The 22,671-nt window shown below is 45.2% G+C and carries 21 protein-coding genes; 7 read left to right on the top strand and 14 right to left on the bottom strand.

The window, feature by feature from the left end:
* Entirely contained in the window at positions 1 to 618 is a 618-nt protein-coding gene (locus OCU56_RS05875) for a TfoX/Sxy family DNA transformation protein (protein WP_261874593.1), read from the bottom strand.
* 337 nt (positions 619 to 955) lie between these two features.
* Here OCU56_RS05875 and OCU56_RS05870 point away from each other — a divergent pair, with 337 nt between their 5' ends.
* The 4 genes from OCU56_RS05870 (at position 956) to OCU56_RS05855 (ending at position 5,327) form a co-directional block, all read left to right on the top strand.
* On the top strand, positions 956 to 1,861 hold the full coding sequence (locus tag OCU56_RS05870) for a lysine exporter LysO family protein (RefSeq protein WP_261874592.1): 906 nt from the start codon (positions 956 to 958) through the stop codon (positions 1,859 to 1,861).
* A gap of 112 nt (positions 1,862 to 1,973) precedes the next feature.
* Positions 1,974 to 2,486 (top strand): hypothetical protein, encoded by a 513-nt coding sequence (locus OCU56_RS05865; RefSeq protein WP_261874591.1) that lies wholly within the window; start codon positions 1,974 to 1,976, stop codon positions 2,484 to 2,486.
* Positions 2,487 to 2,593: 107 nt separating this feature from the next.
* Positions 2,594 to 4,243 carry a pyridoxal-dependent aspartate 1-decarboxylase PanP gene (gene panP / locus OCU56_RS05860; protein WP_261874590.1) on the top strand — a complete coding sequence of 550 codons (1,650 nt, stop codon included), beginning with the start codon at positions 2,594 to 2,596 and terminating at the stop codon, positions 4,241 to 4,243.
* Between the two features lie 232 nt (positions 4,244 to 4,475).
* Complete coding sequence (locus tag OCU56_RS05855) at positions 4,476 to 5,327, top strand: MurR/RpiR family transcriptional regulator (RefSeq protein ID WP_261874589.1); 852 nt, start codon at positions 4,476 to 4,478, stop codon at positions 5,325 to 5,327.
* A gap of 61 nt (positions 5,328 to 5,388) precedes the next feature.
* Here OCU56_RS05855 and OCU56_RS05850 read toward each other — a convergent pair whose 3' ends face one another.
* Positions 5,389 to 6,582, bottom strand: coding sequence for an iron-containing alcohol dehydrogenase (locus OCU56_RS05850; RefSeq protein ID WP_261874588.1), 1,194 nt, complete (start codon positions 6,580 to 6,582; stop codon positions 5,389 to 5,391).
* 256 nt (positions 6,583 to 6,838) lie between these two features.
* Here OCU56_RS05850 and OCU56_RS05845 point away from each other — a divergent pair, with 256 nt between their 5' ends.
* Positions 6,839 to 7,102: a GrxA family glutaredoxin gene (locus OCU56_RS05845; RefSeq protein ID WP_261874587.1), complete on the top strand. Its 264-nt coding sequence runs from the start codon at positions 6,839 to 6,841 to the stop codon at positions 7,100 to 7,102.
* 344 nt (positions 7,103 to 7,446) lie between these two features.
* Here OCU56_RS05845 and fabV read toward each other — a convergent pair whose 3' ends face one another.
* On the bottom strand, positions 7,447 to 8,649 hold the full coding sequence (gene fabV / locus OCU56_RS05840) for an enoyl-ACP reductase FabV (RefSeq protein ID WP_261874586.1): 1,203 nt from the start codon (positions 8,647 to 8,649) through the stop codon (positions 7,447 to 7,449).
* A gap of 270 nt (positions 8,650 to 8,919) precedes the next feature.
* On the opposite strand from fabV, the gene OCU56_RS05835 reads away from it, so the two are divergent.
* Both OCU56_RS05835 and OCU56_RS05830 read left to right on the top strand, forming a co-directional pair.
* Positions 8,920 to 9,435, top strand: coding sequence for a glycine cleavage system protein R (locus OCU56_RS05835; RefSeq protein ID WP_261874585.1), 516 nt, complete (start codon positions 8,920 to 8,922; stop codon positions 9,433 to 9,435).
* Positions 9,436 to 9,603: 168 nt separating this feature from the next.
* Positions 9,604 to 10,335, top strand: a complete 732-nt coding sequence (locus tag OCU56_RS05830; protein ID WP_261874584.1) for an RluA family pseudouridine synthase — start codon at positions 9,604 to 9,606, stop codon at positions 10,333 to 10,335.
* Between the two features lies 1 nt (position 10,336).
* Here the strand turns inward: OCU56_RS05830 and OCU56_RS05825 are convergent, their stop codons facing one another.
* The 11 genes from OCU56_RS05825 to cbiE form a co-directional block, all read right to left on the bottom strand.
* Positions 10,337 to 10,948, bottom strand: a complete 612-nt coding sequence (locus OCU56_RS05825) for a histidine phosphatase family protein (RefSeq protein ID WP_261874583.1) — start codon at positions 10,946 to 10,948, stop codon at positions 10,337 to 10,339.
* Positions 10,945 to 12,303 carry a cobyrinate a,c-diamide synthase gene (locus tag OCU56_RS05820; RefSeq protein ID WP_261874582.1) on the bottom strand — a complete coding sequence of 453 codons (1,359 nt, stop codon included), beginning with the start codon at positions 12,301 to 12,303 and terminating at the stop codon, positions 10,945 to 10,947. The genes OCU56_RS05825 and OCU56_RS05820 overlap by 4 nt, the downstream gene beginning before the upstream one ends.
* Positions 12,304 to 12,316: 13 nt before the next feature.
* The gene (locus OCU56_RS05815) at positions 12,317 to 13,783 is read right to left on the bottom strand and encodes a cobyric acid synthase (protein WP_261874581.1); all 1,467 of its coding nucleotides are present in this window, start codon (positions 13,781 to 13,783) and stop codon (positions 12,317 to 12,319) included.
* A gap of 68 nt (positions 13,784 to 13,851) precedes the next feature.
* Positions 13,852 to 14,922 (bottom strand): threonine-phosphate decarboxylase, encoded by a 1,071-nt coding sequence (locus OCU56_RS05810; RefSeq protein WP_261874580.1) that lies wholly within the window; start codon positions 14,920 to 14,922, stop codon positions 13,852 to 13,854.
* A gap of 2 nt (positions 14,923 to 14,924) precedes the next feature.
* Positions 14,925 to 15,908: an adenosylcobinamide-phosphate synthase CbiB gene (gene cbiB / locus OCU56_RS05805; protein ID WP_261874579.1), complete on the bottom strand. Its 984-nt coding sequence runs from the start codon at positions 15,906 to 15,908 to the stop codon at positions 14,925 to 14,927.
* On the bottom strand, positions 15,898 to 17,271 hold the full coding sequence (gene cobA, locus OCU56_RS05800; RefSeq protein WP_261874578.1) for a uroporphyrinogen-III C-methyltransferase: 1,374 nt from the start codon (positions 17,269 to 17,271) through the stop codon (positions 15,898 to 15,900). The genes cbiB and cobA overlap by 11 nt, the downstream gene beginning before the upstream one ends.
* Positions 17,264 to 18,082: a precorrin-4 C(11)-methyltransferase gene (gene cobM, locus OCU56_RS05795; protein WP_261874577.1), complete on the bottom strand. Its 819-nt coding sequence runs from the start codon at positions 18,080 to 18,082 to the stop codon at positions 17,264 to 17,266. Before cobM ends, cobA begins: the two co-directional genes overlap by 8 nt.
* Complete coding sequence (gene cobJ, locus OCU56_RS05790; RefSeq protein WP_261874576.1) at positions 18,079 to 18,927, bottom strand: precorrin-3B C(17)-methyltransferase; 849 nt, start codon at positions 18,925 to 18,927, stop codon at positions 18,079 to 18,081. Before cobJ ends, cobM begins: the two co-directional genes overlap by 4 nt.
* Positions 18,928 to 18,957: 30 nt before the next feature.
* Positions 18,958 to 20,625, bottom strand: coding sequence for a cobalamin biosynthesis protein (locus OCU56_RS05785; protein WP_261874575.1), 1,668 nt, complete (start codon positions 20,623 to 20,625; stop codon positions 18,958 to 18,960).
* Complete coding sequence (gene cobI / locus OCU56_RS05780) at positions 20,625 to 21,425, bottom strand: precorrin-2 C(20)-methyltransferase (RefSeq protein ID WP_261874574.1); 801 nt, start codon at positions 21,423 to 21,425, stop codon at positions 20,625 to 20,627. Before cobI ends, OCU56_RS05785 begins: the two co-directional genes overlap by 1 nt.
* Entirely contained in the window at positions 21,418 to 22,671 is a 1,254-nt protein-coding gene (gene cbiE / locus OCU56_RS05775) for a precorrin-6y C5,15-methyltransferase (decarboxylating) subunit CbiE (RefSeq protein ID WP_261874573.1), read from the bottom strand. The genes cobI and cbiE overlap by 8 nt, the downstream gene beginning before the upstream one ends.

Below are 22,671 nucleotides of genomic sequence, written 5' to 3'. Positions count from 1 at the left end.
TTAATGCCCGTAAGGAAGGTTATGATTGGTTTTAGGCAAAATTTTACTCAGTAGCTTGTTTTTTATTGAGTGAGTTAATAAAGAAAAATGCACGCCTTGGATCGCCCCTTCGAGTTTCCACAACAATGTAATGCTTAAATCATTCCCGTATACGGACTGTAACCGTCTAAAGGCTTCACCTGATCCCATAACCATTAATGCCTCCCTGTCAGACACTTCAATTCTTGCTAACATCCTTTCAATACTCAATTGCAAATTAGGCAAATCTCGAAGGCGTGCTTGCTCTCGACATTGCAACTTATCGCGATTGGCAATGGCTATGGATTTAAAAAATAACAGCCGTACCCGTTCTCGATCAAACCTATGCATATCTGTAATGTCATAGTAATTAATTTTGGCGTAGCCAATTCTTTTTTTATATCGGTATTGTTGACAGCCAAAGTCCTGTAACTCATTGGTTAGCTTTGGGCCCCCACGCAAATAAGCGCGCAGATCATCCACCAATAGAAACATCACATCATGCTGAAAGTAACCTATTCCACCAAACATTGAACGCGTTGTTATCCCTTCAAAACGCATCACATCCTTTACTACTGGCATCATTCCATTATTCGCCATATTGTATTTCCCCACTCAAACATTATTAGTAACACCATTTCTAGCACTGTGGTCTAATAAATTTTTACAGGACGATATGCGTGCACTTAATGACAAAAAGTAGTATTTAGAAGTAAAAAGGATGAATTAACAAGAGCAAGATCACTCTTTATCAATCAATCCAGCCACTGTTCTAATGCGGTTATCACAGTTAAAAACCGGCAAATAGGACAAGAATTATCGATGTTCTACAGTGAATGGCTTGGTCGTTTTAACCCGCAGATTAGTGTAAACTAACTGTCTACCCATTAGCGAGTGGGACGACACTTGCATCCCTACTTACGAGCTCTTTTACATCATGTTTTCTGGATTACTGTTCATATTTATTCCGCTAATTGTCGGTTATTTCATCACAATAAAAAGCACGTCACGGCTCAACAGCATAAATAAAGTGTGCTCCCATACGGTATTGTTTATCTTATTTTTGATGGGAATAAGCATTGCTGGTATGGAAAATCTAGGTGACAACATACAACAGATTCTTTTCATCACTGCCTGCTTTTTTATTAGTATCAGCCTATTTAACCTACTGGCACTGCCATTTGTTGACCGACTCTCTCCTCTAGCGGTTGAAAGTAAACAAAATACATTACCTTTGCTCGACATGGCTTCCGAATCACTAAAATTGATAGTGGTAGTGGCCATCGGGGTCGTTATTGGTCTCGTCACCCCCTCTTATTGGGCATGGGTTCATACGGCCAGTGAATGGACATTATTTGTTTTGCTCTTTTTAATTGGCATTCAATTGCGCAATAGTGGCCTCACGCTGCGTGAAATCATCCTAAATAAACAGGGTTCCATCATTGCGACCGTTATCGTACTCACCTCATGGCTAGGTGGCCTTATTTCGGCATGGATACTCGACATCCCTCTCAGTCAAGGCTTAGCCATGGCATCGGGTTTTGGCTGGTACTCTTTAACGGGCATTTTAATCACCGACAGTTATGGCCCGCTCTATGGCAGTGCTTCACTGATTATTGAACTGTTACGTGAACTTACCGCTCTTATTTGTATTCCTCTTCTAATTAAAAGCCGTCCTTGTACTGCCATTGGCTATGCGGGGGCAACCGCCATGGACTTTACTCTCCCCGTCATTCAACAAACCGGCGGGATACGTTGTGTGCCAGTGGCCATTGTTAGCGGCTTTATTCTCAGTTTACTGGTTCCGGTTCTGATTTTAACGTTTTCAGGGGTTGGGCTGTAATATTTGGCGTTATTGCTCACATTGATTCATATTGCGTTTGGGGTATTGATATAAGGTTTGCTAAATTAGCCCCATTACGGCCGTAGGGTTGATCCATTTAGGGAAGACAAAGATGAACAAAGCGTTGATTTTATTACTATCCGCATTACCTACTGTTGCCTTTGCAGCAAATATTGAGTGCCAAACCAAACAATATGATACCTACATCGATGCTTCCATTCACTGGTATCAAGATCTTGCAACTATTACCAGTCAAGACTCCCCTCAACTGCAACAAGTGAGTCAGTGGTTCTTAGATGGCCGTAAAAAGCACTTTGAGCTAAACCGTATCGCCGTACACACCTTTTTGAAATCTGAACCAAGCAAAGTTTCCACAGAATTGAATGTAGAGTCATGGTTGCAGTTGTCACAACAGGACATTAAGGTGTTATCCTCCCGCAGCGATGCCCTAGGTCAAGCGGCAAAAGCGAGTTTTGAATATCGTCAAGCCAAACCGCACCCGCAAAATTATGAATTACGCTCTGCATTAGCTGATTTACTCAGCCATCCGCACAAAATACAAACGGCGCTAGATGCCTACAATCAGTCAATTCAAGATGTGGCTCAGATGAAGTGTGGCTCGTAGAGCCTACCTGCGCATAAGTAAAACTAAAAGTTGAAAAATAATGCGAGACTTTGTACCTAATATTTATTACATTGTCTCGCAATTTCAGTAATACAAACTTATTCAATATGGTTTCCCAGGACAAAACAGCGAAAGTTGATTTCGAAAGCTTACTCAGAATTTTTACCGTTCCCGAAGGGCCTGAATCAACACTAACTCAAATAGAAAACAGTCTTTCTTTAAACCTAAATAAGTTTCTGAAAGAACACATTGTTGCTGAAGAGAAACCGTTACAAGAAATTGAAAAAGACTTCAAGGATTCACAGCTGCCTGAAACGCCAAGCTTTGTCTCTGAGCATACTGAACATCTATTGGATACATTAGTATCGCACTCTGTGCATACTTCATCCCCTAGCTTTATTGGTCATATGACGTCGGCTTTGCCGTATTTTTTGATGCCACTATCAAAAATTATGATCGCCCTAAATCAAAACCTCGTAAAAATTGAAACCTCGAAAGCATTTACGCCATTAGAGCGACAAGTTCTGGGCATGTTGCATAACCTTATCTATACACAAAATGATGATTTTTATGCGCAATGGATGCACAGTGCACAACACTCTTTAGGGACGTTTTGTTCTGGCGGGACCATAGCCAACATCACCGCCTTATGGGTGGCACGCAATAATGCTTTCCCTGCACAAGGTGATTTTCGTGGTATTGAAAGGCAAGGTCTTTTCAAAGCACTGAAACATTATAACTATGAAGGTGTGGCCGTCGTGGTTTCGGAACGCGGCCATTACTCTTTGAAAAAAGCGGCTGACGTATTAGGTATCGGTCGTGAAAGTTTAATCCCAGTTAAAACGGACGATAACAATAAAGTTTGCCTCTCTGATTTAAAAGCCAAGCTAGTTGAATTAGAGTCCAATCGCATCAAAACCATTGCGGTTGTTGGGATTGCGGGGACAACCGAAACGGGAAATATTGACCCGCTCACTGAGATTGCCGCTTTATGTAAAACGCACCACTGTCATTTCCATGTGGATGCCGCCTGGGGTGGTGCTACGCTGATGTCCAATAAACACCGACACCTGTTAGCGGGCATTGAACTGGCTGACTCTGTGACGATTGACGCTCATAAACAGCTGTATATCCCTATGGGAGCGGGTATGGTTCTCTTTAAAGATCCCCACTCCATGGCAAGTGTGGAACATCATGCGGCCTATATTTTACGTAAGGGCTCAAAAGATTTAGGCAGTCATTCTTTGGAAGGTTCTCGTTCTGGAATGGCGATGTTGCTCTACTCAAGCATGCATATAATCAGTCGACCAGGCTATGAGTTACTGATTAATGCCGGCTTAGACAAAGCGCGCAGTTTTGCCCAATTAATTAAGCAACAAGCGGATTTTGAATTAGTGACTGAACCTGAGCTGTGCCTGCTCACCTACCGCTACATTCCTCAGCATGTAAAATCGGCTTTGCAAAAAGCTCAAGGTAAGCAAAAGCGCAAACTCAATGACCTATTAAATGGTTTGACTCAATTCATCCAAAAACATCAGCGCGAAAGTGGCCTTTCTTTTGTGTCACGCACCACACTCACTCCTAAGCAGTGGGACAATCTAACCACGACCGTATTCCGTGTTGTCTTAGCTAACCCGTTAACAACCGATACAATCCTTGGCAATGTGTTAGCTGAACAAAGAGAAATTGCTAAAGCCGCACTCTCTCTTAACAAACAAATTGATGTCACTGTAACTGCCATTGAATCCAAAATGTAATTTTGTTTCGTATCGTACGAATCTTTACTAAATTGAAAAGACATATTGGAATAATGAAACTTATTTACTGCTTCAATTTTGAAGTTTGTCATATTCTAACGCATTATTTGTCATTAAGTTTCGGTTTTGTTACACCAGTACTACGGAACAGTATATACTGATTACATTCGTTATCATGCTTGTCTGCCTCACTATGAGTTCACGCATTCAAATTATTCAATAAGTTAACTTCATGAATACTTTAGAAAAAGTTCAAAAAAATATAGACAACTTCAGCAAGTCAGAAAGAAAAGTCGCTGAAGTGATCATGGCGAATCCACAAACGGCAATTCACTCAAGTATCGCCACATTAGCTAAACTTGCTGATGTGAGTGAGCCTACAGTCAATCGTTTTTGTCGCCGCTTAGACACTAAAGGATTTCCCGATTTTAAATTGCATTTAGCGCAAAGCTTAGCCAATGGCACGCCTTATGTTAGCCGCAATGTTGAAGAAAATGACGGACCGGATGCGTATACTCATAAAATATTTGAATCAACCATGGCCTGTCTGGATGTGGCTAAAAGCAGCCTAGACTCACACCAAGTGAACCGAGCGGTTGATTTGTTGACTCAAGCAAAACGTATTTCATTCTTTGGTCAGGGGGCATCTTCTGCTGTTGCTAAAGATGCGCAAAACAAATTTATTCGCTTTAACATCCCCATCACTTGTTACGATGATCCTGTGATGCAACGCATGAGCTGTATCAATAGTACAGATAACGATGTGGTGGTATTAATCTCACATACAGGCCGTACTAAAAGCCTCATTGAGATCGCCCATTTAGCTCGTGATAATGGCGCAACGGTAATCGCTATCACCGCTAAGAACTCTCCCTTAGATAAAGCGGTTTCCTTAACCATTACCCTCGATATTTCAGAAGACACAGATGTGTACATGCCAATGGCCAGTCGCGTTGTGCAAATGACTATTATTGATGTACTAGCGACAGGCTTTACGTTGCGTCGTGGCAGTGGTTTTCGTGACAATCTAAAACGAGTCAAAGAAACCCTACGCGAGTCTCGCTTCGACAAAGACGAGTTTTAAACCACCACATTCATATTATATTTATAGGGCTAGATTACCATAGCCCTATTTTTATCTTCTTCTATACCATCTCAGAAAGATCATCTCTCTTCTCTTGTTGCTGATGACCACTGCCAACTTGGCTAAGAATTTCCATCAGTACGTCTTGACTCAGAGGCAATGAATTTCCTTTCATCGCCACCGATTGCAATGCATCTTGTGCAATTTCGGCAAAAGAGAGGTGACTCAATCCGTAGCGCGATAAACTGGGAATGTGCAGTTGCTCTATGGTATGTGACACCCATGCTATGCCCTCTTCTATTTGCGCACTAGGGTCTCCGGTAATAAGTTCTGAGACCTTTTTATAACGGGTCAATAAATCTGTGCGTCCACAATGTAGGGCCATCTTAGAATTGGCAGCCATGACAAATGGGGCAAGCCGTGCGGTGATTACCCCGTGTGGCGCTGGGATTTTGCCCCCTAATGCCGACGCCAAGCCATGCGCGGCTCCGAGTTTGGCATTACTAATGGCCATGCCACCTAATAAAGCTGCAAATGAAAGATCACTGCGGGCACGTGGATTATCATACACACAGGCGGGCACCACAGAACGGGCAATGCGACGCAAACCTTCTTCACAAATCATATCGGTCAGTGGATTGGGTTCACCACACACATACGCCTCCATCAGGTGTGTAAAGGCATCCATTGCGCCTCGGCCGGAGGTTTGCACATCAGTCCCGTAAGTCAGGGTTGGATCAACAATAGCCACATCGGGTAACATTTGCGGGTGGCGTAAGCTCACTTTTACTCTATCCTGCCCCGATTTAATCACCGCATTTTTCGTGGCTTCTGCGCCGGTACTGGCCGTGGTAGGGATCGCAATCATAGGTAAAGGGGGCGATTTGATCGGCACATTTCTACCTACTACTTCCACATAATCATAAAGATCGCCAAAATTGGTCGTCATGGCGGCTAAGGCTTTACCCATATCAATCACACTACCACCGCCCATGGCAACCACCACGTCAGGCTTAAACCTGCGCGCGACAATGGCCGACTCTTCCACCATGGCAATGGTGGGTTCAGAAGTAACCGAAATGTGTTGATAACGAATAGATTGAGATTTCAAGTACTCTATGATGGTGTGTGCGCGAGAGCGGTCTTTGCCTGTCACCAATAACACACTGTAACCAAACTGGTTCAGAATTGAGAGTGATGATTGTAGGGCGCCTTCTCCAAAGACAATCTTTGATGTCGTCATAAAATGAAACATATTAACATCCTTTGTTAGTTGCAAGGGCTTGCTACCAGTGCTCATCTAATTTGTTGATTTTATTAAATCAATCAGTCGATGCCACTCAGTTTAGTTTAGATTATTTCTCGACTATCGGTCTATTTTCTAGCAGTTTTTGCTCAATTGGACAGCAAATAATATTGATAGTCTACGCCTATCACAACAACAGTTAATTTGTGCTTTATTTCGGGTTAGGGTTAAGGCATAGTTTTAGGAACTCAAAAAGGAGAATGTTATGTTTGTTGTTATTTTTGGTCGCCCTGGTTGCCCATACTGTGTTCGTGCAAAAGAAATTGCTGATGAGCTAAAAGAAAAACGTGAAGACTTTAACTACCGTTATGTTGATATTCACGCGGAAGGCATTTCTAAAGCGGATTTAGAAAAAACAGTCGGTAAGCCTGTTGAGACAGTACCTCAAATTTTCGTTGACCAAGAACACGTTGGTGGCTGCACTGAATTTGAAGCATACGCTAAAGCAAACCTAGATCTATACGCATAAGGCGTATTCGTTCAGTGAATTACTGTGCCCTTTTTAAACCAATCACACTAAGATCGTGGTCAGAAATAGCGCAGGAAAAATGCTCGTAAACAAGGCAGAATTTTTCGATAAGTAGATACTCTACATTCAAAAATTCTAACGCAGGTATCGAGTGTTTTAACAAGCTAGAATGACCCGTTATTTAGTACGGTTGGTATTATAAGGGCTTTTTTATTTATGACATTCCACAGTGCTTGTCACATGTAAAAAAGCCAACGGTTGGTCACCCAACTATTGGCTTTATCCCACTGAATGTAACAATGGTATGTCGCTGTAGATTAAATACAGCGAACCCTATGATGTGATTAAATATCAATCACATCAAAGTCAACTAACGTATCAACATCAGCGCTGTAATCAATACCTTCAAGACCAAAACCGAACAGGCTTAAGAACTCATCTTTGTATTCTTGATAATCGGTCAAATCTCTGATGTTTTCAGAGGTGATTTGTGGCCAAAGATCACGACAATGTTGTTGAATGTCTTCACGCAGTTCCCAGTCATCAAGACGTAGGCGATTGCTCTCATCCACTTCAGCTGCGCTACCATCGGCTTTATATAAGCGCTCGCTGAACATACGGAAGATTTGCTGCATACAACCTTCGTGTACACCTTCTTCACGCATTTTCTTGAATACCATCGCGATATAAAGAGGCATCACAGGGATCGCAGAGCTGGCTTGAGTGACCACGGATTTAAGTACCGCAACGTTTGCACTACCGCCTGTTGCAGACAGTTTCTCATTCAATGCCGTTGCGGCACGATCCAAGTCCATTTTGGCACGGCCTAGAGCACCATCCCAATAGATTGGCCATGTCAGCTCAGTACCAATGTAGCTGTATGCAACCGTCTTGCAGCCATCGGCTAAAACGCCAGCTTCAGAAAGTGCATTGATCCATAGTTCCCAATCTTCGCCACCCATCACCGTCACTGTATCGGCAATTTCTTGCTCCGTTGCAGGTTCAATGCTGGCTTCGATAATTTGGTCTTTATTGGTATCAACCGCAGTAGAAGTGTAAGTATTGCCGATAGGTTTGAGTGCGGAACGAATCAACTCGCCAGTTTCTGGCAATTTACGCACTGGAGAAGCCAGTGAGTACACCACCATATCAATTTGGCCTAGATCCTCTTTGATAAGGTCAATGGCTTTTTGTTTTGCTTCATTAGAAAACGCATCGCCATTTAAGCTCTTAGCGTACAAGCCTTCTTCGTGTGCTAACTTGTCAAATGCCGCCGCATTATAGAAACCTGCAGTACCCGGTTTCTTTTCCGTTCCTGCTTTCTCGAAGAAAACACCGATAGTCGACGCACCGCCACCAAAGGCTGCGGCAATACGAGAAGATAAGCCATAGCCACTTGAAGAGCCCACCACTAATACACGTTTCGGTGCATTGGCAATCGGTCCTTGTGCTTTAGTGTAAGCGATTTGTTGTTTTACATTAGCTTCACAGCCCACTGGGTGTGTTGTGGTACAGATAAATCCACGAATTCGAGGTTTTATGATCATATTCACTTCCTTAAATAAACCCCCGTAGCATAAAAGGTTCTTTGAAAAATCTCATCCTATTTATAGAAGATCCTCACATATTAACCAGTGGTTGGAGCACTTATGAGCGATTTTATTAAAATATAGATCTAAGTTCTCATACAGAAACCATCGGATATCTCAAATTCTTGACCAATATCATGCAAGTATAATGTTTGTTTTCTAAACTAGATGTAATAATTAATTAGTTCTGATATTCATACACTTATCAAAACTACGGAGTGAGACACTATGCATACAACATTTATCGTAAACTTTATTGGCACAGCGTCACCATCGACGATTAAACGCCTTTCTGCAATGACCCATGAAAATGGCGGTAAGTGGTTAAGCAGTAAAGTGAACTTTATCGACCAACAAGTGGCTGGCGTAATCAAAATTGACGTACCAGCAAATAGTGAAGATTCCGTAAAAAATGAATTTTTAAAAACTGAAAATCTTGTTTGCCAATTCACTAGTACTGATGCTTCTTTACATGACAAAGGGGCCATTGTCAGCGTTCGCGTTAATTCAAATGACAGAGCGGGTATCGTTAACGAAATCACACAAATCCTAGATACTCAAGGCGTCAACATTTTGGATATGGATTGTCATCGCGTATTCATCGCCGGTGGTGGTAACGGCGTAAGCTCAAGCCTATTTACCGCAGAGATGGCATTAAAACTTCCAGCGGGCTTAAATATTGAAGACGTGACTCATGAACTTGAGCTACTCAGCTCAGATACTAAAGTTGTTGTCGAAGCTTGAAAGGCAACGTTAGTTGAGGTGAATTAACCCAACTCTCATTCTATTTAGTAAGCTCACCTCTCGGTGAGCTTTTTTTATCTCAATAAACAATACGTATTGTTTATTGGCAACGTCCCCCCTATTATTGCCATTAAAATCCGCGCTACCTACTCACTATCAAGGTCAATAATGTCTCAACCTGCCCCACCTTCCACCAGTGACATCATTGACCATTTTGTCGCCCCTGTATGCCATGAAAGCGTCGATATCCTCTACCAAGACGATGCTATTTTATTAATTAATAAACCCAGTGGGTTATTCACTCTATCGGGTAAAAACCCACTCAACTGGGATTCCGTCCACTACCGCTTACTTCATGGGCAAGAGGCGAATCAAAGCCATAACGGCACCGGGATTTTTGCGGATGCGAAATTACCCCATCGACTGGATTTAGGCACTTCAGGGATTATGGTGGTGGGGCTCAATAGCGCTGCCTGTAAAAACCTTAATCAGCAGTTTCAAACACGAGCAGTACAAAAACGTTACTTAGCGATGTTAGGGGGTTGGGTGGCAGCAGACAGTGGACACTTCTCAGCGCCGATAGCTAAAGATAAGGCGTTATTTCCACGAGTAAAAATTTGTCACCGCACAGGCAAAAACGCCCTTAGTGAGTATCGGGTGATAGAGCGATTGTCTAATCCTCCGAGAACCTTAGTGCAATTCACCCCTGTGACCGGGCGTACCCATCAATTGCGCATTCATAGCCTTGAGTTTGGCCACCCTATTTTAGGCTGTGATCTGTATAACACGCCACAGTGGCAAGATCTCTCGCCACGTCTTATGCTGCATGCCAGCGATATTTACTTTACCCACCCAACCACAGGTGAGCCCGTACATGGACATAGCCCAAGCCCGTTTTGATTTAGCAGCGGCTATTGCTGTGAAGTGAGTGACTCACATCATAATTGACTGACAGCCAATTAACACGTTTATTGCTAGTGATACCTTGCCCTTCATGCCATGAAGGCCTTCCCTGCAACAGATTGATCGCCGCCCTTATCCACTCTCCATGAGAAATAATAACAATATCAGCACGTGCGGTGTTGTCATTTAAGTGAGCAAAACTTTTATTTAAATCCGAGAAAAAATCGCCAATACGCCGTTCAAAATCCCATTCACATTCAAAGCCAAATTGTTGGCCTGTTTTGCTCAAATAGCGATGATGATAAAGATGCCACGCCTTTGCTAAAGGGCGGTCTTGGTCAATCACCCGCCCTTGCAGAACACCAAACTGACGCTCCCGTAATCGCGCATCTAAAGTGAACTCAGTGCCTATTTTCTCGGCAATGATCGACGCTGTCTGCTTAGCTCGCCCTAAGTCACTAGCATACACGATAGGATTACGCAGTGTGGGGGGGATCCATTGCTTGAGTTGGCGGATGGCGCTAGGAGTTAAATCACTGTTTCCCCAGCCATGTATTCTATTTTCTCGGTTCCACTGCGTTTGTCCGTGACGGAGCAGTATTAACCTCACATCTCCTCTCCTGCCCTGTTATATTGACGCTGATTTGCCAAAGAGTGCGCTTCTAGTTCCCCTTTAAACATCTGCGCCACCAGCGCTGGGTTATATGGGAAATACCAGTGGATATAAGAGGCAACCACTTTATTATGCAGCCACACAGGATCACTCTCTCGACCGTACTGTGATACGGGTGTACATAACGTTGGCTGTTGCGATTCTGTTTTAGAGTAATGGAATGTGTGACCGCGTAACTTACTGCCGTGAGCCAATTCTCCTTCCACTAAGCCCAATGCCGCCAATGACGGTTGCATCTGTGAGTGAGCATCAAGCACACCGCACATGGTGGCAGACTTTCCCTGTAAATCCGTGAGTGTGTGATTTAGGTAGAGCATGCCACCGCACTCGGCCACTACCGGTTTATCGGCATCAATATGCGCTTTAATCTGCACTTTTAAGCTGTGATTAGCGGATAGGTTATCTAAATATAACTCCGGATACCCTCCCGGAAGATACAAGGCATCGCAAAGTGGAACAGGCTCGCCCTTTAAGGGAGAAAAGAACCGCAAGCGGGCCCCTAATTCATGCAAACAATCAAGGTTAGCCTGATAAATAAAGCTGAACGCCGTATCTCGAGCAATGGCAATGGTGGTATGGAGCAGCGCCTGTTTAAGGGGGGGATTCACCGTCGCGGTAAACTCTACCGCAGGGGGCAATGGGATCTGGGCTGTACTGGCAATGAGTTCCGCTGCAAGATCCAACCTTTTATCAAGATCGTCTAACTCCTGCGCCTGAACTAAACCTAAGTGCCTTTCCGGCAAAGTTAACCCACTATTTTTTGCAAGATAACCACAAAATTGTAGCGGTTTGCCTAACGACTCTTGCAACATCTGCCCATGCCCCGGTGAGCCAACCCGATTGGCAAACACACCAAACATGTCAATATCATCACGAAAATAGGCCAAGCCATGAGCGATAGCGCCAAAGGTTTGCGCCATTGCACCGGCATCAATGACAGCCATAACAGGAATGCCCAATGTCGCGGCAATATCCGCACTGGAGCACTTCCCATCAAACATCCCCATAACCCCTTCAATTAAAATTAAATCGGCCTCTTTGGCCGCCTCGGCCACTAATTGTTTGCAGTGCGCTTCACCACACATCCAAAAATCCAACTGATACACAGGCTGCTTTGAGGCAAAGGCAAGAAAGTTAGGATCGATAAAGTCAGGGCCAGTTTTAAACACCCGTACCTTTTTTCCTTGATTCGTAAAATGACGAGCAATAGCTGCCACTACCGTCGTTTTGCCACTGCCCGAACTAGGAGCGGCAACCACTAACGCTGGACACGACTCTTTTATGATATTCACTTACTTGTGCTCCCTAAATATCCAGATCTGGCCACAATGTTTTTAAATCCAAATGTTGTTCAATGGCATCGGCCACCCTACTGATGCTCTCTTCTCTCATCTGAGCAAAGTCATAACCTTTGGCCTGTTGTAATCCCGCCCAACTCAGTATCGCCGCGCAAGCTTGCGGTGCTTCAAAGATACCATGCAGATAGGTACCAAATACTTGGTCATCACATCCAATGGCACCGTCTTTTAACCCATTTAAGGTCAGTGGCGCATCTTGACTGACACCGGTGGTTTCTCCCGCGTGAATTTCATAGCCAAATACCTCAACGCCGTGTTGTCCAGGAAGCGTTAATGTGCCTTTAGCCTGTTTAAGCTGTTTGACGTCTTTGATCTCAGTATGCAAAGGTAACAAGCCTAATCCCTTGCTCTGCCCTGCCTCACCTTCAATGCCAAGCGGATCGGCAATGCCTTCACCTAACATTTGGTAACCGCCACAAATCCCCATCACTTTGCCGCCAAATCTGAGGTGGCGTTCAATCTGTTTATCCCAACCCTGCTCTCTTAAGTAGGCGAGATCGCTACGAACACTTTTAGATCCTGGAATAATAATAAGATCGGCGGCAGGTAACGGTTGATTCTTACCTACAAACACCAGATCCACATTAGGGTGCATTCGCAGCGGATCAAAGTCAGTATGGTTACTGATGCGTCGTAATACGGGGACAACCACTTTAAGTTGCACTTCATCACTGTTTAACTGACTCACATCAATAGCGTCTTCCGCTTCTAACATCAGCCCATGTAAATAAGGCAATACGCCAATCACTGGCTTGCCTGTTTTTTCTTCTAGCCAATCCAAACCACTTTCAAGAAGTGCAATATCCCCTCTAAAGCGATTAATCACAAAACCGACGACGCGATCCTGCTCAGATTGAGAGAGTAATGCCAAAGTGCCATACAAGTGTGCAAAAACGCCACCACGGTCGATATCCGCCACAATAATGACAGGAATATCCGCCTTTTCGGCAAAGCCCATATTGGCAATATCGTGCTCACGTAGGTTGATTTCCGCAGGACTACCGGCCCCTTCAACCATAATGGATTGATAGTGACTTTGCAGTCGAGAAAAGGACTCCATGACATAAGGCATTACGGTCGGTTTATAACTATGGTAGCCCTTAGCGTCCATATCGGTGAGCACTTTACCTTGCACAATAACCTGCGCACCGGTATCAGAATTAGGCTTAAGGAGTACCGGGTTCATATCGGTGGTGGCTTCTATGCCACACGCATAAGCTTGCGCCGCTTGGGCACGACCAATTTCCCCCCCGTCGATAGTCACGGCACTGTTAAGTGCCATATTTTGTGATTTAAAAGGGGCCACTTTTATCCCTTTATTGGCTAGCACGCGACAAAGACCTGCTACCAAAACGCTTTTTCCTGCGTCTGAGGTCGTCCCTTGTACCATTAATGCTTTGCTACTGGACTGCATTTTACTATCCCTTAGAATCCGAATTATGATGACTTAGATATATTGGGTTTACACCGGCATTAGTTAGCCTAACGAGAATGGCTGATAGCACATAGCGCAGACTCAAGCTTGCGCCATTGACATTCGCTCGCCGGTAAACCGAAGCGAAGGGCATTTTTTTCGTCACAAAGACGCGTCAACACGTGCTGGTGACATAACTGCTCATGCACAGTTACAGCATCATGCAGATAAACCGTGCAAAATAGATGGGTGAATGCTATCGGGCAGGAAAAGTGTTGCTGTAACAAACGGTTCAACCTTGCTGACGACGACTGAATAAGCGCCAAAGCTTGTGCGTGCCAATGGGTATCTAACAAGGCTTTTTTCACCACCCAGCGAGCAGGACCCGATACTGTCCAAGGTCCCAATTGCTCTTCAAGTCGCCCCTTAATTTCCGCTGAGGCAAACACAAATCCTACTCTAGCCCCTGCCAGACCAAAAAATTTACCTACCGATCTGAGTACGATCAAACTGTGTGGATGTTCATGGGGATTTAACAGTGAGGTTTCGGGGGTACAATCGGCAAACGCTTCATCCACAATGAGATAACCGCCTTTGTCACTCATGGCTGTGCAAACGGCGCTGAGGCGTTGTTTGTTTACGCTTTTCGCTGTAGGATTATTAGGGTTGATGATCAGCACAACATCGCTGCTTTCTATTTGTTGAGCTGACGGAAAGTCATAATAATAAAGCAACTCCCAATGGCGGGTTTCTGTGTCACACCTTGTTGCATTGTCTGCATCTTTAGTGAGCGACCCTTGACTAAATTGAGACCACGCATGTTGATGCTCTTTATAACCGACCCTAGGTAAAGAGATGGTACCGCATCGTCCCATCTTTTTGCTCAGCGTAGCCGGCAAAGACATAATAGCCCCTTGAGATCCAGCAACGGCAATAGGCTCATTCTTTCCTTGATAATAGTGCTTGGCGGCCTCTTCTAAACCATCATCGGTTTGTGGCAGTTGGTTCCAAGCACAAACAGGGACTTCCTGTAGAGGGTAAGTAAATGGACTCACCCCTGTGGATAAATCCATCCACTGTGATGGGTGCGTTGCATACTCCTTTGCGATCTTAATCAGACCGCCTCCATGTTTTATCACTGTCAACTCACTCCTACGATGACACACATTAACCACAAATAACTGAGCATAAAACTTCCGCGAGAGACCAATTGATTGGCAGCGGCAATAGCAGGCCATTGAGCCGGCTCTCCTATGCCCATAGGCTCTTTATCATGCAACACATTATCGTAATAGGTGGGGCCACCAATCTTAATGCGTAACGCCCCCGCTCCGCTGGTCATCACTACCCCGCCATTGGGGCTACTGCACTTCTTAGCCTGCTCCCGCCAGCATTGCATGGCGCTGTAAAAGTCCCCTTGCAAGGCATAGGTCAGCGCGGTAATTCGTGCAGGAAACCAGCCAAGAGCATCATCTGTTTTGGCGCTAAAGCAACCAAAATGAAGATACTTTTGGTTCTTATAACCCCACATGGCATCTAAGGTATTGGCTAAGCGAAATAATACCGCTCCCGGTGCGCCAAGAATTAAAAACCAAAACATGGGGGCAAATACCGCATCATTACCATTTTCCAAAACGGATTCTATGGTTGATGAAGTAATTTCTTGTTCGCCCATTTTGTCGGTATTTCGACTGACAATCATCGACACATGATAACGCGCTTGCACAATATTGCCCGCTTTAAGTGGACGATAGATGTTATGTGCGTGTTGGATAAGGCTTTTTCCGCCAATGGTTAGATACAAAATCACCGCGTTCAGTACTAGCCATAAATAAAGAGATAACTGAGACACCCAGGCTAATAACAGATACGTTAACAAGGTGAACGGCATCACCATAATGAACCAAGCAACCGCCCCCTGCTGTTTTGCGCTCAAACGAGGGCAGCATCGACACAGCGCTTCAATGCGACTCGCTAAACGGCCAAAGCCCACTAAAGGATGGTATCGATTCGGCTCACCTAACCATCTATCTAGCCACAAGGCAGCAACGACGATAAAGGCACTGATTAAAGTCTGCTGTCCCAACGTTAATTCGGCGCAAGATAACGGCAAGCTAGCTAACATCAATACCGTCTCGACAGTGCTTTATCGTTGAACCGTGCATAAAATCAGGAAAAGTGCTGTTCTGTTGAAGGTAGCCGTTTTGTATTGCCCATTGACGTACTGTGTCATTAAGGGGCACCAGTTGCGCCCTGGCAATGGCTTCAGGGTGATGCGTGATAATGGTGTGTAAAATAGAAATATCCTCGACTAATAACCAATCCACCACGGGTATCGAATAGCCTAAAGGCTGACTGTCTACGTGGCCAACAAGATAATATTGGTTATTCTCACCAAACGCTTGTTGTTCATTAAGGGTTAAGGTTAAAGCATTTGCTGAAAGGGGCATAGCTTGAATACCTATGTCTCTTAATGCCGAGCACACCAAGGGGTTGTCACTGCCCATGGGCATGGCAAATTTTCTAATATCCCATTGATAATGTTGCACGGCGCGCCACCACAAGTTAAATGATGGCATATCGCTAAAGGCAAGCTCGGGAACTGCAGTCAAATACTCTAAATCTTCCTCATCAAGCAATGAGTGTGTCTTATTATTTTCGATGCAGATAACCTCCGCACCGCTGTTTCGCCACCCTGTCACCTCTGCACTGTGGCCACACAGTAATATTCTCGCGCCCGTCAATGGCAAGCGGTGTCGCCAATCTAACTCTTTTCCTTGAGAGACCACCTCACCCACAATAACGAGCGCCGGCCCAATAAATTGCTGCTGCGCGACTTTTTCAGCAATAGAAGCCAGTGTCCCTGTAATACACTGATGATCTGCGCTGGTTGCTGAGCTAATTAAGGCGATGGGGGTGTGCGCACTGCGACCATGTTCAATTAAGGTTTGTGTATGCTGGGCTAATTTTTTTGCGCCCATATACAGCACTAATGTGCCCCCCGCCTGACCAAGACGACTCCATGATGCCAGTGCCTGCGTGTTTTTATGTCCGCTGACAAAAGTGACACTAGAAGCAATGCCGCCACTGGTTAACGGAAAACCTGAATAAGAGGCGGCCCCTAATGCAGCGGTAATACCGGGGACGATTTCATAAGGGATTTGATGTTGTTGCAGATCACGGCACTCTTCGGTAGTGCGGCCAAAAATGCACGGATCACCGGCTTTCAATCGCGCCACTCGTTTGCCCGCCAAGGCAAATTCGGTGACATCTGGGTGCATACCGTATTCAATATGAACCCCTTGGTAACCACGGTAACCCACTTGATGCAACTGCACGTGATCAGGCACAATGGACAAAATAGCCGCACTGACCAACTTGTCATAGCACACCACATCACAGCTGCTTAACAGCTCTTTGGCTCGACAAGTAAGTAGTCCCGGATCTCCCGGTCCCGCTCCAATTAAATACACTTTACCGTTACTCATGGGACGACGCCTCTACAACAGTTGCTACTTTTACAGAGTCCATGGCCGCATCCAACACTTTCCCTTTACGACAGGCATGTGTAAAGCTTGGATCATACAGTTTTGAGTCCACAAAATCGTCTATAGCAAAGACCTTACTGACAATGATCATGGCCGTTGAACGAATATTTGCGGCGTGCATCTTATCAGCGATATCCGCTAAAGTACCACGAATAATACGTTGCTCAGGGTGTGAGGCTTTTTCTACCACACACACAGGCCAATTTTGCGCATAAACATCACTCAGCTCACGCACCACTTTTCTTATCAAAGTGGCGCTAAGAAATAGACATAGTGTGGCTTCATGCTGAGCCAGTGATTTTAGATTCTCTTTATCTGGCACCGGAGTACGCCCAGAAGCGCGGGACAATATAATGGTCTGACACTGCTCAGGGAGTGTCAGTTCTTGACCTAACGCCGCCGCTGATGCTTGAAACGAAGAGACCCCCGGAACCACTTGCCAATCAATGCCTAATGCATTGAGGCGACGCGTCTGCTCGGCAAGAGACGAGTAAATAGATAAATCCCCCGTCTGCACCCGAGCTACATCTTGCCCTTGAGCATGCGCATCGGTATACACTTGGGTTATTTCATCCAAATCCATGCTCGCTGAGTCATACACTTTAGCCTGAGGCTGGGCGCGCTCAATAACCGCTTTTGGCACTAAACTGCCCGCATAAAGAATAACAGGACAACGCTCAACCAATTTGGCCCCTTTTACCGTAATGAGATCTGGGTCGCCGGGTCCTGCACCAATAAAATAAACCGTCATAATACTTCCTTATTCGTTGTTTCCTGCTCGACTTCTGCGTCAATGGCAGAGGATTCCAATGCGCGTCCTGGGGTTTGCCCTGCACGCGTTTCTCCATCTTCGAGAATGTATTTGTTTTTATAGCCTCGCGGGGTCACTATCCAGTCATCAAATCGGTAGCTACTTTCATTACCCACAATGACCGCAGCATTCATTCCAAACTCCAGCTCAGTAAAGTGTTCAAGGGTGGATATTTGTACACTTTGCTCTTCTCTATAAGCTGCATTGACAACGGCCACAGGGGTATTGGCTGAGCGGTATTTCAATATAATTTGTTGCGCGGTAACAATATGTTGCTGACGTTTTCTTGATCTTGGATTGTAAAATGTGATGGCAAAATCGGCCATCGCCGCCGCCTCAATACGGCGCACGATCACTTCCCAAGGGGTTAATAAATCGGATAACGAAATCGTACAACTGTCGTGACCTAATGGAGCGCCCACTAAAGAGGCGCACGCATTAGCGGCGGTAATGCCGGGAATGGTTTCTATCTCAATGTTAATCTGTTTAGAAGATAACATTTCAAACACTAAAGGGGCCATGGCATACATTCCTGCATCGCCAGAGCACACTAAGGCCACGTTTTTCCCTTGTTCAACCAACTGAATAGCGGCATCAGCTCGTTGCCACTCTTTGGTCATTCCGGTTCTCACTAAGGTCTGCTCATTAATCAGTGACGCAATAAGTTTTACGTACAGAGCATACCCCACTATCACATCCGCGTTTTGTATGGTTTGTTGGGCGCGAATCGACATGAGATCAACACTTCCCGGACCTAATCCCACCAAAGATAATTTAGCCACCATTTGCCTCCATAAAGAAAGTGATTTTGAACATCATAAAAGGCCACCATCCATGTCGTGTATGGGCGCGAGATATTGGCTGTCTACCACATCTATAACCGGTTGATTATTGGCTAAGGCATGAAACAACGCCTGCCACTGCTGCTCGGAAAACGCTTCAACACCGCGTAACCATATGGCGTTATTGACAGAGCGCTCAGCGTGAGCATTTTTTTCATAGATCACCAGTGTTGAGCGATTTCGACACGCCCCCACGCACATAGTGCGACTAATTTTAATGCGCTTAGGACCACTGGCTAGCCCTTGTTGTTTCAACATAGCGCGTAGATCATGGGCTAAATTTTTACTGCCCTGTTTGACGCAACGTTTCCCCTCACAAATCAATATGTGATGTTTGTAAAACAGCATCGGCCGGTCTAAATCTACGTGCTTAGGCTTACACTGATAGCCCGCAACCACTTCATTGCCATAAGCGTTCACTTTGATTTGTTGAGCGGTTACCTCTGTCTGCACGTCCCTTGTTTGAGGTTGTACATCGTAAACACCGTGACATGAATCACTGCCGTGTTTTTTTTCACCAAACCAGTTTTTGCGTTTATGTCTTATAAGTGGCTCAGTAAATGACTTACGACAGCAGGCTATGGTCATGTTGTAACCGTCTTGCTTAAATACCCACTTAGGCACCAGTAAGGTATGGATACGGCTCAATGTTAATGCGGCCGCTTCTGCCACAGAATTACTGCCTGTGACCTTTTTTACATACTCCGATGGGTGTTCAATCCCCTCCACTGCGTCCAATTGCTCTGGCGCATAGGTGATGAATGGCCACTGTTTTTCTTGCGATAATTGCTGTAACCCTATTTCATCAGCCTTTAGGTCAATACTGGCAAAAGCGTCAACAGAATCTAAGCTCAGGTTAAATTGTTGACTAAAAGCTTGCAGCCCCGATTTAAGTACACAAAGGGGGGTATTTCTGTCACACCCTATCCCTAACACAAGGGATTTAGGACGCCAAAGCACCACTTTATTTTGCCAATCGGTGAGATCGCAGTTCAGCTCATCCGTCACCAAAATGGCACCTTGATAATGTTCGCTCTCTATACCCTGTAAACTGGTGTGGCTGATAATACTCGCTGGCATACGTTTGTCGTATTTCCACCAATTTTTATCACCTGCCTGTTGCACAATAATCACCGGAGCCTCATTTACGATAGCCGCGGATACTTTGGTAATGGAGGGCTCAGAAATAGGATCTAATACCCAACCAAATGGCGCGCCCAGCATATCCGCAGAGACGGTTTCCGACACATCGGATGCTGTGGTAATGACCGGTGTCCCTTTAACGATATGCGCCACTCTTTGGGTTAATTGATTCGCGCCCCCTCGGTGACCGGAAAGCATAGATATGGCAAATTTGCCCTGCTCATCCATACACACTACCGCTGGATCACAGGTTTTATCTTTCAGTAAAGGGCCGATAATGCGACTGACAATGCCACTGGCACAGATAAAAACATGTGCGTCATAGTCATTAAATCTATCCGCTACAAAGTTGGATAATGGCAAGGTTAATAAGCGGGCATTAGGTGATGCTTGGATGGCGTTTGCGGTACCAAATACATGGGCAAAGGGCATGGCTTGTTTCAGCTTGGCCGCTTGCTTTTCCCCCGCCACCGTAATCACATATATTGCGAGTTTCATTACTGCACCTCTCCATGCTGTGGAGAGCTTAGTTGTGGAGAGCTTAACTGCGCGCCGCGCAATACCCCTCGGCGACCACGAATAGACAATTGCACCATAGAGAAGTAGCGATGCTCTTCTGGTACTTGGTCAAGATCATGAAAAATTTGTTGTTGCTCGGTACTGGCATAGGAAACGTATGTGGCACTATTGCTGAGGCCTAGCTGTTTCAATTTTGCCGATAATTGTGGGATCATACGTCCTGCTTTGATCAGCATTATCGTATCAAACTCTTTTACCAAGCTATCCAAACTGTCAATACCATACGTTGCTGGCACCACACAAAAGCGCTCCATGCCATCGGCTAACGGAATTTTAGTGGCTGCCGGTACAGCGGTAATAGAGGTCACGCCAGGAACGATAATAGGTTCTATTTGTGGCGCAATTTCATGCAACTCTTCTTGGATATACGCCCATGTACTAAATACCGAAGGGTCTCCTTCGGTAACAAATACCACAGATTTGTCTTGCTCAAGGCGCTGTAAAATCGTCAATGCTGCCGCGCGCCACGCAGGAATATTAATACTTGCATCTCGGGTCATAGGGAAATGCAAAAAGCATTGCTCTGCTGCAATCTCATTTTCAGCCACTGCGCCTGTCACTATTTGCCAAGCAAACGAATCGGCTTTTCCCTTCGTTTTCTCCGGAATGGCCACCACGTCAGCCTGCAAAATGAGTCGCACCGCTTTCAGGGTTAATAATTCACTATCACCTGTACCGACACCAACAGCGTACAGCTGACCGAATTTACCGTTACTCATTATTCTCTCCCGAAGGGTCTGTAGATTTAACAATTGAAAAAAGATGGATGGGATTCTGCGCTTGATAGCGAAGATATTGCGCCAATGGTTGGGTATGCGAAATATTCACCAATTGCGCATCAAAATTAAGGTTTTTACTCTTTGCCCACTGATAGATATCCACCACGGTATCCATAGTGACCGCCGCGACCACTAGGCGACCACCGAGGTTTAGGCGATCCCATACCAAAGTGAGGATATCGTGCATCGCCCCGCGACTACCGCCAATAAACACGGCGTCTGGAGAGGGCAAATCCACAAGGGCATCGGGGGCAGATTTAGCAATAAGTTGTACATTATCAGTCCCATGACTGCGCATGTTGGCATTGATATGTTCAAAGCAACTAGGGTTACATTCCACAGCGTACACTTTGCCTTGGGTGGCAAATTTGCCCGACTCAATAGAAATAGAGCCGGAGCCTGCCCCTATGTCCCACACAATGTCATGGGATTGAATACGCAAATGGGTTAATGCTAAGTGGCGCACCGCTTGCTTGGTAATGAGGCCCTTTTGAGGCATGCGCATAACAAAGCTATCGTCACATGCAAATTGCCCATGCCCACCCCACAATGCGGGAGCTTGTCTTTGGGCGATAATAATGTTGAGCGTGTCAAAAGGGGTATCGCAATTGACCAATGCTTGCACTGTAAACGAGGTGATATTTTCAGACACTGCCCCAAGCTGTTCACAAACCGTCAGCTTCCAGCCCGTTTCATTAAACTCTTGCATGTGCTTAGCCACGTTTTGTGGCGTATTTGTCGAGTCAGTGAGAATCGCAAACAGATCACCTGATTGCATCTGCGCCACCATTCCTGCTCGTTGCCGTCCATGACAGGATAAAAATTGCGCCCCTGACCAACTGAGCCCTAAGCGAGCAAACGCCAGTTGCGCTGAGCTTTGACTTGGAATAAAAAGCACCTCATCTAAGGGGTATCTTTTTAGTAAAGTGGCTCCAATGCCAAAAAATAAAGGGTCTCCAGAGGCGAGGATCACGACATCCCCTTCCTCTGCTTGATCAATCACCTCATTAAGCCAAGCACTAAACCCTTGGCTCATATCAAGAAAATTACCGGAAAATTGGGGAAACCACGCCATATGGCGTGAATGTCCTGCCACCACTCGAGCCTTAGACACAGCATTAACCGCTCGACTGCTTAAACTCATGCAGCCATCTTCGCTAACACCGACTACGGTAATATTGGCCAT

This window comes from Vibrio rarus, from assembly GCF_024347075.1.
GTDB lineage: Bacteria > Pseudomonadota > Gammaproteobacteria > Enterobacterales > Vibrionaceae > Vibrio > Vibrio rarus.
This window is presented reverse-complemented; position numbering and strand designations above follow the sequence as displayed.